At 62.3% G+C, this 11,044-nt stretch carries 10 protein-coding genes and 1 tRNA gene; 1 reads left to right on the top strand and 10 read right to left on the bottom strand.

The window, feature by feature from the left end:
• The 4 genes from VIR09_RS08280 to VIR09_RS08265 form a co-directional block, all read right to left on the bottom strand.
• Positions 1 to 344: MHYT domain-containing protein (locus tag VIR09_RS08280; protein WP_332012439.1), on the bottom strand; the 344-nt coding region annotated here is incomplete at its 3' end.
• A 308-nt stretch (positions 345 to 652) separates the two neighbouring features.
• The gene (locus tag VIR09_RS08275) at positions 653 to 2,236 is read right to left on the bottom strand and encodes an EAL domain-containing protein (RefSeq protein ID WP_332012438.1); all 1,584 of its coding nucleotides are present in this window, start codon (positions 2,234 to 2,236) and stop codon (positions 653 to 655) included.
• 64 nt (positions 2,237 to 2,300) lie between these two features.
• Positions 2,301 to 2,582, bottom strand: a complete 282-nt coding sequence (locus tag VIR09_RS08270) for a hypothetical protein (RefSeq protein WP_332012437.1) — start codon at positions 2,580 to 2,582, stop codon at positions 2,301 to 2,303.
• Positions 2,583 to 2,647: 65 nt separating this feature from the next.
• Positions 2,648 to 3,613 carry a LysR family transcriptional regulator gene (locus VIR09_RS08265; protein WP_332012436.1) on the bottom strand — a complete coding sequence of 322 codons (966 nt, stop codon included), beginning with the start codon at positions 3,611 to 3,613 and terminating at the stop codon, positions 2,648 to 2,650.
• An 866-nt stretch (positions 3,614 to 4,479) separates the two neighbouring features.
• On the opposite strand from VIR09_RS08265, the gene VIR09_RS08260 reads away from it, so the two are divergent.
• Positions 4,480 to 5,397: a LysR family transcriptional regulator gene (locus tag VIR09_RS08260; RefSeq protein ID WP_332012435.1), complete on the top strand. Its 918-nt coding sequence runs from the start codon at positions 4,480 to 4,482 to the stop codon at positions 5,395 to 5,397.
• A 121-nt stretch (positions 5,398 to 5,518) separates the two neighbouring features.
• Here the strand turns inward: VIR09_RS08260 and VIR09_RS08255 are convergent.
• The 6 genes from VIR09_RS08255 to VIR09_RS08230 form a co-directional block, all read right to left on the bottom strand.
• Positions 5,519 to 5,603 (bottom strand) — tRNA-Leu (locus tag VIR09_RS08255).
• A gap of 157 nt (positions 5,604 to 5,760) precedes the next feature.
• A complete protein-coding gene (locus VIR09_RS08250; protein WP_332012434.1) occupies positions 5,761 to 6,750 on the bottom strand; it encodes a tripartite tricarboxylate transporter substrate binding protein in 990 nt (329 codons plus the stop codon).
• 97 nt (positions 6,751 to 6,847) lie between these two features.
• Positions 6,848 to 8,023: an alpha-hydroxy acid oxidase gene (locus VIR09_RS08245; protein ID WP_332012433.1), complete on the bottom strand. Its 1,176-nt coding sequence runs from the start codon at positions 8,021 to 8,023 to the stop codon at positions 6,848 to 6,850.
• Positions 8,020 to 9,417, bottom strand: a complete 1,398-nt coding sequence (gene hglS / locus VIR09_RS08240; RefSeq protein WP_332012432.1) for a 2-oxoadipate dioxygenase/decarboxylase HglS — start codon at positions 9,415 to 9,417, stop codon at positions 8,020 to 8,022. The genes VIR09_RS08245 and hglS overlap by 4 nt, the downstream gene beginning before the upstream one ends.
• Positions 9,418 to 9,498: 81 nt before the next feature.
• The gene (locus VIR09_RS08235) at positions 9,499 to 10,440 is read right to left on the bottom strand and encodes a LysR substrate-binding domain-containing protein (protein ID WP_332012431.1); all 942 of its coding nucleotides are present in this window, start codon (positions 10,438 to 10,440) and stop codon (positions 9,499 to 9,501) included.
• 86 nt (positions 10,441 to 10,526) lie between these two features.
• Positions 10,527 to 11,044: YadA family autotransporter adhesin (locus VIR09_RS08230; RefSeq protein WP_332012430.1), on the bottom strand; the 518-nt coding region annotated here is incomplete at its 5' end.

Here is an 11,044-nt window from a genome sequence, read left to right as displayed (position 1 = left end):
CCCAGCCAGCGGCCAAACCTCAACGCAGGCGCGGATGCCACCATGAAACCCACGGTCGTCAGCGCAATGGCCGCAAGCAGGGAAGCAAAGGTCAGGACGATGTCGTAACTGCTCTTGAGCCCCGATGAGTGGGCCAGCATCTCTATGAAATGCGTGGCCCAGATGCCAAACCCGGTTGCCGTGCCAGCCACTCCCAGCCAGATGCAGCGGACCGTGTCCATGGAGCGGCCCACATGGTGCAGGAGGTTGATGGCGGCAAAGGAAGAAACTATGCAAACCAGCGCAGCCAATCCGACCAGCCGGAGATCATGTTCGTAGACAATGCAGTTGTAGATGGCATGCATCGGACATAGCCCCCTTATATTTATAGCGCCAAGCTTTCTGCATACTTCTTGCCATTCGGGACGGGGGGGGTAAAGAGGAGGAAAAAGGATAAACCGCCAGGATTTTCAAAAAATGGAGCCAACCCGGCGCGTTATAGGGAATACGATGCACTCATGTGCAGGCGGAACTGCCGGCGGCGCAAACAATTCAATCCTAGTAGCTGCAAGAATTTATCGGCATGATGCAACATCATCTCTATCTTGAGAATAGCCCCCCCGATTAAAAGACTTTTAAATTGCCGCAAGGAATTCCACGGCCCGCGCCGCCGCTAGACCAGAACTGCCGCGGCGTTGCGCAGGTCTTCATATTCTTTCTTCCAGTCGGCCAGCTCCTCCGCCCGCAACGCACGCGCATAAAAATATCCTTGCGCCATTTGCACGCCCCGCCTGCGCAAATATGTCGCCTGCGCCTGGGTCTCCACTCCTTCGGCAATCATCCTGGTTTCCAGCTGATGACCCAGGTCGATAATGGTGTCCAGCAACACGGCGCTGACTGTTTTGGTATCCGCGCCCTGGACATAAGAGCGATCGAGTTTGATGAAATCAACCTCCAGGCTGGCCAGGTAGGACACCGACGAATGTCCGGTGCCGAAATCATCAAGCGCCAGAAGCGCTCCATGCGCTTTTACCTTTCTCAGGCTTTCCTGTGCCGATCCGACGTCCAGCAGGCCCTCGCGCTCAGTCAGCTCGAGCACCACGAGCGGCTGAGAGGCTCTCACCCGGTCCATGAATTCGCGGAAATCCTCAACGAACTCCCGCATGATCAGGTGCGATCCGCTTATATTTATGCCCAAATGATCACCCTTCCGAAGAGGCAGTTTCGGAAAGTCGCGTTCGATCAGTTTCAGGATGTGCCGGGTCAATTCGGCCATGAGCCCGTTCTCTTCCGCCAAGGGGATGAAGATATCCGGAGATATGCGCTCTCTCCCCGGACGATGCCACCGGACCAGGGCTTCGACGCCGCAGAACTCGCCGCTCGCCAGATCCACCAGCGGCTGGTATGCCATGAAGAACTCATTCTGGCTCATGCCTTTACGGATTTCCGTGGTCAAGGAAAGCCTGCGCAGAAAAATCCTGTGCGCCAGATAACCCATCAGGGAGGCAGCCAGCAGCAGGAAGGGCGCGTAATTGGTCCATAGCTCGCGGAAATAGCTTGCAATACGCCGCGGCGCCACATCGACATGAACTTCGAAGGGAAAAAGCGCGGATTTGACGCTCTTCCCAAACTTCCAGTCGCCAGCGACAGCATCGGGATGACCGTCCTCCGGCAGCAGCGGACGCTGCGACTTGGCATGGATGATGCGTACCTGGAACTGGCCCTCTTGTCCGCTGGCGCCCTCGATATCCCGCAGATATTGGCCGTCAATAATGGCGATCACCCCAAGGCCGCTAGAGACGCCATAAGAAACGATCAACGCCGGACGGTCTGGAACCAGCGGAGTGCCTGGCACGGGAGATATATGAAAACCAGGTTCCATCACGGGAATCAACGGCACGATGGATTTTCCCGGCGTATCCCCCGCGACCGACGAGCAATATAAGGCGTTTTTCCGAATCAACAGCAGCGATCGGAAGTACGGTGTCAAGGTTCCTAGATGGGTCAGCTCTGGCAGAGCACCCTCGCAAGACTCCTCGAGCAGGTAGATCGCCTTCTTTGTGTTTTTCTCCACAAGCCTCAGCATTCCGTCCAGTTGCCTCTGAACGGTTACCGCCATGATTGATGATTCAGCCTCGGCATATTTCTCCCCTTGGTACTTCACCAAGGGAAAAATCATCAAAACAGGAAAACCCATCGCCGCCGCCACCAGAAAATAATGAAAAAAGCGCTGCATTCCTGAATGCAAAATTTTCATGTCTTTAAATCGACCAATGGCACTTCTGATTTTTCGGCGGAAACTCTTGGTTTGAAATCGCGAATCAATCGGATTTGACGAACCTGCCGCGCCCCTCGACTTTGGCGCAGTACATGGCTTTGTCCACGCGGCGCAGCAGGTGATCGGCCGATTCGCCCGATACCGCCAGGGCGAATCCGGCCAAGAATGAATACCGCAAGAGCGGATGCTCCTGATCGTTAAGCGCCATGGCGATCCGGAAGGCCCTAGTGCCGTACGTCAATGTCTCCGCCGGGTCGAACACCGCCATCGCCTGCTCGGGCGCATCGACAAGTCTGGAGAGAACTACCGCCAATTCAATATTCACGCACACCCCGCTGTTGCCGCTTCGCTACCTAGGGAAGGCCGCCCAGTTCCGGATGCGATGCCCGTCTATGACGACCATCTCGACAGTTCCGCGGACAACGTGCCTGGCAGATCATCCAGCAACCGCCGGCTGGCCTCGCGGAATCGTTCCTGCAGGAAATCGAGCAAGGTGCGCACACGCGAAACCTGATAACGGTTGCGCTGAAAAATGGCGTATATCCCCGGCTCGTCTACCGTGTACTCGGGCAACACGAGCTGCAACCGCCCCGAGCGCAGATCGCCGGCTGCATCCCAGATCGTTTTTCGAGTAATGCCCCAGCCGGACAAAGCCCACTGCGTCGCCAGCGCACCGTCATTCGTCTCCCACGCCTGCTCCAGGGCAATACGCCGCGTACAAAGGCGGTTTGCCATGGAGAACTGATAGTCGCTCAGCGGACCGTTGGCAGTCATCAGCACGATGAAACGATGCTGTTGCAGGTCTTCAGGCGTCTTGGGGGTACCGTATTTTTCCAGGTAGCTCGGCGCCGCACACAGGACACGCCAGCTAGGAGCCAGCAGGCAAGCCACCAGATCGCTTTCCTGCGGTTTGCCGAAGCGAATCGCGATATCAATATTGTCTTCCACCAGCTTCGACAGCGAATCCGTCAAGGTCAACGCGAGTTGCAGCTGGGGATAGCTGCCGCAGAATTCCTCAAGCCATGGATTGAGTATGTTGCGGCCGAAGTCGGTCGAAGCGGAAACACGGATCTTGCCCCGTACCTGTCTCTGTCCGGCGTGCAATGCCTCTTCGACGTCCGCCAGCCCCTTCAACGCGACCTGGCAATGGTCCAGATACATACGGCCCTCGTCCGTAAGCCGCAAAAGGCGAGTCGTGCGATCGAACAGCTTGGTTTGCAGGGACGCTTCCAGCTTGGTCAGGCGCATGCTGGCTGCCGCGGCCGAGAAACCAAGCTTGCGGCCGGCGGCGGACAGACTGCCCTGGGTTGCGGCTTCGATGAAGAGCCGGATGTCGCCCAGCTTATCTGTGGCCATGGCTCACGCTCCGCTCTCCAGCCCCTGCAAAGCGCATCCCGCCCATGACGCAACGGTGAAACCCCACCTCGTTCTTTTTATTCTCAATTAATTGAACGCCACAATCTATATCGCATGCTCTGCGGATTAATCGAACCTTACCATTTGCTTTCATCGTGGCATTCTTTTCTTCGATTCCAGGAGATTTCACGCACCATAATGCAGCAGCACCCCAGACTTGAGAATTGATTTTGCAGTTAAAAGACTATTCAATTTTCATTGAAAATAATGCCGAAAGCCTGCCCACCTTGTCTGCACAACCCGTGCTTTCAGAGGCGCCATTACGCTTGCGGATCGGCGCGTTTTTTGTCAGCGCAATGGCAGCCAAAACCAAGTCCCGGGCGGTTCTCCATCGCCGCACTTCCATCTTGAAATTCAGATACTAGTTATCGGCATGGGCGATGGATGAAATATTAGTTTTCAACATAAGATCTCGTTAACAGGCTTGGAGCGTCATGCATCTTTTTTATGCCCGTACTCGCAGCCCCTGTTTCGGCCTTGTGCGATGCATATTTATCGATTTCCAATTGCTCTCCGAACCCGATGCCTCACGCATTCCCACAGCAAATCGCTGGGCGGCTGACTTTTTCCGGTTGCCGCGAACACGGCAATTGCCTTACCTGAGCGACCAATTGGTTTCTGCCATTCGACAGTCTCGGCACAAGCCTGGGTTTCCGGTTGGCGCCTCCGGAACCGAAGACGCTCAGAAGGCCTCTTCCCCGCTGTCGCCAGCGCGCGGGCAATGGCCGGGCGTTGCGCGCCCAAGCGCTGCAGTAAGCGCGAAACAGCGCGCGGCGCTCGAAACAGGATGACCGATGGATGTATCGATGGAACAGCTGCAGGCCTTCGTTGCCGCTGTGGATCATGGCTCTTTCACCGATGCGGCCAGAGCGACGGGGCGCGCGCAGTCCGCCGTCAGTACGCTGATCTCGGCGCTGGAAGTTGAACTTGGCGTGACGCTGTTCAAGCGCACTGGCCGGGCGCCAATGATTACGCCCATCGGCGAACGGATACTGCGCGAGGCCCGCGTAGTTCTGGAGCGGCGCGAGTATCTGATCGGCATGGCCAGGAGCCATGAGCAAGGGGTCGAACAAAAACTTGTCGTCGCCTTCGACCAGCTTTATCCGGAAGATGCGTTAGGGCCGATATTCGCGGAATTCGCCAGACGGTTTCCCCATATCGAACTCAAGGTCCTGCTCCCGCTCATGGACGATGTCAGCACGCTGGTGCTCAATGGGCAAGCCGATCTTGGCGTGCTTTGGCGTCAGGACGAGCCGCTGGACGCCGCCCTGGATTTTGTACGCATCGCCTGGGCCTCGATCGTTCTGACTTGCGGCAAAGGCCATCCGTTTGCGCGACAACCCGTCGCCTATCAGGAGCTCAAGCGGCACCGCCAGATTCTGGTGACCTCGCGCGGCGGCTCCGACGACTCGCGCTGGCGGTTCGCTTCGGAAATCTGGGCCGTCGAAAGCCATTGGGTCGCGCTCCAGCTCGTAAAGGAGAACATCGGCTGGGCCTTGATTTCCCGTGACGTACTGAAGGCGAGCGATCTGAGTCCGATGCTGGTCGTTCCCGAACTGACCTTCGATGATTTCGGCGTGCCCGCGCCATTGGATATGGTGTGGTCAAAGCAAAAACCGCGGGGGCCCGCCCTCCGCTGGCTTCAGCAATGCCTGTACGAGACGCCGGTCGGGTACAGCGACCAGCGGCTGGGGAAAATGCGGCCGGACCTTCTGTCCTCCTGAATGCCCCTTCAAAGCGACGGAGCGACGCCGGCGCAGCACGGCGAGCCCATTAAAAAACCCGCATCCTCGTAGGAGAGATGCGGGCTCTTTACATTCCAGGGAACTACCCCGGAAAAATTCTTGGTGCCGACGGCGAGACTCGAACTCGCACAGCTTTCGCCACTACCCCCTCAAGATAGCGTGTCTACCAATTTCACCACGTCGGCTGACTTCAGCCAGAAAAGCGTGCTTTCCTGGAAAGTCGAACATTCTATCACGCAAATCGGGAAGCGGGTGGTTCCGCACCGCTATGTCGCTGCAACGCCACCAATCCGTCCCCAAGAACGCTCCAGAGGGGCAGCGGACCGCCCCTCCCCTGGCCTATCAGTTGATCTGCAGGTTGGTCGCCTTGACGACTTCGCCCCACTTGCGGGTTTCGCTTTCCATGAAGGCCTTGAACGCTTGCGGCGTGTTGGGCGGCGGGGGCATGAGGAAGCCGTTGGTCTGGTAGCTGGCGGCCAGGGCCGCGTCGGAGGCCAGAGCCTTGTTGATGGCGGCGTTGACCTTCTGGACGATGTCCGGCGGCGTGCCGGCAGGCGCAAACACGCCGAACCAGGCCGCGACGTCGAAGCCTTCCACGCCCGATTCGGCGATGGTGGGGATTTCCGGGGCGAACGGCACGCGGCTGCCGGTGGTGACGGCCAGGCCGGTCAGCTTGCCGGCGCGCACGTGCGGCAACAGCGGCGGCAGGTTGTCGAAGATGGAGTCGACTTGTCCGCCCAGCAGGTCGGCCACGGCCGGGCCGCTGCCGCGGTACGGGACGTGCAGGATGTCGATGCCGGTCTTCATCTTGAAGAGTTCGCAGCCCAGGTGCGCGGACGAACCGTTGCCGGGCGAGGCGCAGGTCAGCTTGCCGGGGTTCTTCTTGGCGTAGGCGATGTATTCCTGCACCGACTTGACCGGCACGCTGGCGTTGACGGCCAGGATGTTGGGCACCACGTTCAGCAAGGCGACGGCGTCCAGGTCCTTGAGCGCGTCATAGGACATCTTGGAATAGAGCGACTGGTTGATCGCAGTGGAAATCGATCCCACGAACAGGGTGTAGCCGTCGGGCGCCGCACGGGCGACCGACTCGGCGCCGATGTTGCTGTTGGCGCCAGGCTTGTTCTCCACCACGAAGGTCTGGCCGAATTCCTTGCCCAGCACGTCCGCGATCATGCGGGCGCTGATGTCGGTGGTGCCGCCCGGGGCGTAGCCCACCACCAGCCGCACCGGCTTGGTCGGGTAGGCGCCGGCCTGGGCCTGCGCCGGGCCGCTGGCGACGCACGCCAGCACCGCCGCGACACCGGCCAGTTTGCTATAGATCTTCTTCATGTTTCCTCCTGTCGAAAACGGATGGGCGCGCATGGCCATGCGCACCGCTTTTTTGTTGTTGTGCGGGCAGTCCTGCCCCGGGGCGGCGCCGCCCGCGTCAGGCGGAGCCCGCTGGCCGCAAGGGCGCGATCAGGTCCGGGGTGAGATCGGCCAGCGTGGCGCAGCCGAGCAGCGCCATGTTGGTCGAGATCTCGCTGCGGAATATCTCCGCGACCTTGCGGATGCCGGCGCTGCCGGCCACGGCCGCGCCGAACAGCTGAGGCCGGCCGGTGAAGACCATGCGCGCGCCCAGTGCCACGGCCTTGAGCACGTCGGAGCCGCGGCGAAAGCCGCCGTCCACCATGACCGGGAAACCGGACGGCACCGCGGCCACCACATCGGGCAATGCCTGCAAGGGCGACATGCAGCCATCGAGCTGGCGTCCGCCGTGGTTGGACACGATCACGCCGTCGGCGCCCGCCGCGCAGGCCAGGCGCGCGTCGTCGGGATGCATCACGCCCTTGAGCACCAGCTTGCCCGGCCAGTTCTCGCGGATCCAGCGGATGTGTTCCCACGAGAGCTTGTCGCGTTCGCCGCGAAAACCGTTGGGCGGGTCCTGGGTGATGGGCGGGCCGATTTCCTCGTACAGGTTCGCGAACCTGGGGATGCCGCTGCCCAACAGCGTGCGCAGGAAGACATTGAAGCTCCAGCGCGGATGCCGCATGCCGTCCAGCATGACGCTGGGGCTCATCTTGAAGGGTACGGTGAAGGACAGCTTCTGCAAGTTCTCGCGATTGGCGCCGACGCAAGTGTCGATGGTCACCACCAGCACCGGGATCTCGGCCTGGCGCAAGCGCGCCATCAACTTGGAAATGCGCTCGGTGTTGCCCGGCAGATAGGCCTGGTACCAGCAGCGCTTGCCGGTGGCCTGCTGCAAGCGTTCCAACGGCACGCTGGACGCGCCGCTGATGATGAACGGAATCTCGGCCTGCCGGGCCGCCTGCGCCAACGCCATGTCGCACTCGTGCATGACGATGGCGGAGAACCCCGTGGGCGCGAAGCCAACCGGCATGGCGTAGGCCTGGCCGTACAGCTCGACCTGGCTGCTGCGCTGGTCGACCACGCGCAATCCTCGCGGCCGGAAACCGACGTCGCCCAGCGCGCGCATGCTCTCGCTCAACGAAGCGCCGTCCTCGGTGCCGCCGCACACGTAGCCTTCGACGCAGCGCGGCATGATGCGCCGCGCTTCGCGCTCGAAGTCGCGTACAGACAGGCAGCGGTCCAGACGGCTCATGCAGTCACCGGCGAGCCGGCTTGCGCGCGCAGCGCCTGCATGCAGGCGTCCAGCGAACGGTCCTGCGTGTCCTGGTAGAGCGCCAGTTCGTCCTGCACCTGGGCGCCCAGGGCCTGTTCGAAGGCGGCCTGGCTGGCGTTCTGCGCGTACTCGGCCTGGGCCTTGTCGCCCAGGTTGGATTGGAAGATGCCGGCGGCGCTGACGGGCAGGAAATCCTCGTACACCAGCGGCTCGAAGCGGATGTAGCCCTGGCCGATCAGGTCTTGCAGGTTGGAGTCGGAATCACCACCTTCCTTGCCGGTCAGGAAGTAGCGGAAATACGCCAAGCCCTGCGCATGCAGTTGTTCGTAGTCGTCCGGGAACGCGGCAAAGCAATCCTGCAGATTCTGCATGTAGGCGGCGGCATTGCCTTCGTTGGGCGCGCCGCTGATGCGGCTGCGGGCCAGGTCCAGCAATTGGTCGTACAGCGCCCGGCCCTTGCGGGTCAGCGCCACGCCGCGCTGCTCGATCTCGCCGAAGCGGGCCGTGTGGCTGCCGGCCGCGGACTGGCCGTCGGCGCCGGCGAACAGGACCGCTTCCTCCAGCGCCTTGAAGCTGGTCTGGCGCAGCAGGATCGGGCACTTGCGCGGCGGCGGGCCTTCGATCACGGCCTTGGCGGACACGCCGCGGCGCGGCATCTCGGCCTGGGCCTCGTCGATGTCCAGCGTGCGCGGCGTCAGGTGGTTGATATGCGGACCCTTGAAGGCCACCACGTCGGCGATCAGGCGATGCAGGCCGTGCAGCTCCTGGTAGTCGTCCAGGCTGACGGTCGCCTCGCTGTGCCAGCGGAAGGTGTGCAGCGCTTCAGCCACGAATTCACGCGCATCGGCGTCTTCCAGTCCGCCCTGCGCCTCGAAGCGGGCGGCGAGTTCCAGCGCGCGCGCGGTGAAGATCTGGCGCGCGGCCAGGATGCGCGCAGCTTTCTCGCGCAGCGCCGCGTCATCGATCAGCTCCAGCCGCAGCAACGAGGTGAAGACGCGGAACGGGCTGGCCTGCAGCGAGGCTTCATGGGTGGCGCGGAAGGCGGTCGAATGCACCGGCACGCCGGCCGGCGACAGGTCGTAATAGCCCACCGGCTGCATGCCCATCACGGCGAACACGCGCCGCATATTGGCCAGTTCCTGCGCGGTGCCGACGCGGATCGCGCCATGGCGCTCGACGTCCAGGCGCTCGATCTCGCCGGTGCGCGCCAGCTGTGCGGCCAGTTCGGGCTGCGCGGCCAGGGTCTGGGCATTGACCTGGGCCACCAGGTCCAGCAGCGTGTCGTACAGCGGCACTTCCGACTTGTACATGTCGGACATGGCGCGGGAGAACCAGGCGCGGATCTGATCCGGATTGACGAAATTCTGACTCATGGCGGGCTCGGCACATCGGTAAACAAGGATGGCCCGCATGACATCATGCGCCGCGCCCGCAATCAAATGAAAAAAATCGGCCTAATCAGTCCGTTTTTTCATGGACCGCGTCCGCTGGGCGTCGCGCTCGCGCTTGCGCGCGGCCTCACCTTCCACCCAGGCGACGAACTGCTTGATCTTGGGCACTTCGGCCGAGTGCTCGGAGTAAGCGACGAAGTAAGCGCCGTCGCTGGGCTGCACGTAATCCCAGGGAATCACCAGTTTGCCGGCCTGCAACTCCTCTTCGGCCAGCAGGCGCGGCGTCAGCGCCACACCGCAGCCCCCTTCGGCGGCGCGCACGCACATGTAAAAGGTATCGAAGCGGGGGCCGTGGTAGCTGCGGTCGGACTGGAACTGCTGGCGCGAGAAATAGTCGTGCCAGGCCTCCGGGCGCGAGGCGCACTGGATCAGCGCCTGCGCGCTCAATGCTTCAAGGCTGCCGACCCTGTCGCCAGGCAGGAAACCGGGCGCGCACACCGGCACCACCTCGGCCTCGAACAGTTCGCGGCACTGCGCCCCCGGCAGGGTGCCGTGGCCGAAGAAAAAGGAAATGTCGATCTTGGACTGCATCAGATCGAAGGGCCGGGTTTCGCTGCGCACCTTGACCTGGATGTCCGGATGCGCGGCCATGAAGCCTTGCAGGCGCGGGATCAGCCAGCGCGCGCCGAAAGTAGGCTGGGTGCCGATGGTGAGCACCTGGGTCTCGCTGCCGTAGGTCAGGATGTAGCGCGAGGACATGTCCACCTGGTTCAGGATGGCCCTGACCTCGGACTGGTACAAGGCCCCCGCGGGCGTGAGTTGCAAGCGCCGCCGCACGCGCAGGAACAGTGGGTTGCGCAGCAGCGCCTCCAGCTGCGCGATCTGTTTGCTGATCGCGCTCTGGGTCATATGCAGTTCCTCGGCGGCGCGCGTGAAGCTCATGTGCCGCGCCACCGCCTCGAAACATTGCAGCGCCATCATCGATGGCATCAAACGCTTTTCCATGGGGCCGATCCGGGTATGCCTGTGCTGGCGGCGGCCTGCGTCCCATCGCCGGCCGCCGCGCTTGCGGCATTATCGCAGGCCCGGCCTCACCACTGGTATCCGACCCCCGCCGCGCCACCAATGTCGCCGCGGGACGTACCGTTGGCCGACACCTTGTAGACCCAGCGCCCGCCGCTGGAAACGCGCGACAGCCCCATGGCATAGCCCGACTCGCCGTTCCAGGTGCCGCCGGCCAGGGACAGCATGTTGCGCCCCGGCATGTAGGCTTGCGGCAGGGAGGCCGTCGCCATGGCGGCGGCCACGCCGGCGCTCAGCATGCGCTCCTGGGAATCCAGGTCGCTGCGCAGGTTATGCAGGGAGTGTTCGACGGCGCCTACCCGCGCCTCGCCCGCGCTGCTGGCGGCGCGCAACTGCCCTACGTTGACGGCATCGGTGTCCTCGCTGCCTGCCGCCACGCCCGTCATCTGGCGTCCGCCCACGTTCACCTCGCCTGTGGAGGTTTGGGGCTGCGCCATGCCATGGGCCGCGTAGTTTTCCTGGGCGCCACGCGCCGCCATGGAGCCGGCGCCCAGCGCCACGCTGTTGCCCGCGGCTGCGACCGCTC

This window comes from Achromobacter sp., from assembly GCF_036567245.1.
Taxonomy (GTDB): domain Bacteria; phylum Pseudomonadota; class Gammaproteobacteria; order Burkholderiales; family Burkholderiaceae_B; genus Achromobacter.
Note: the sequence above shows the minus strand (reverse complement) of the source record. Positions and strands in the feature narration are given on the sequence as shown.

Coding starts and splice junctions, on each gene's coding strand:
- VIR09_RS08275 (WP_332012438.1), bottom strand. CDS start 2,236: ATGAAAATTTTGCATTCAGGAATGCAGCGCTTTTTTCATTATTTTCTG.
- VIR09_RS08265 (WP_332012436.1), bottom strand. CDS start 3,613: ATGGCCACAGATAAGCTGGGCGACATCCGGCTCTTCATCGAAGCCGCA.
- VIR09_RS08260 (WP_332012435.1), top strand. CDS start 4,480: ATGGAACAGCTGCAGGCCTTCGTTGCCGCTGTGGATCATGGCTCTTTC.
- VIR09_RS08250 (WP_332012434.1), bottom strand. CDS start 6,750: ATGAAGAAGATCTATAGCAAACTGGCCGGTGTCGCGGCGGTGCTGGCG.
- VIR09_RS08245 (WP_332012433.1), bottom strand. CDS start 8,023: ATGAGCCGTCTGGACCGCTGCCTGTCTGTACGCGACTTCGAGCGCGAA.
- hglS (WP_332012432.1), bottom strand. CDS start 9,417: ATGAGTCAGAATTTCGTCAATCCGGATCAGATCCGCGCCTGGTTCTCC.
- VIR09_RS08235 (WP_332012431.1), bottom strand. CDS start 10,440: ATGGAAAAGCGTTTGATGCCATCGATGATGGCGCTGCAATGTTTCGAG.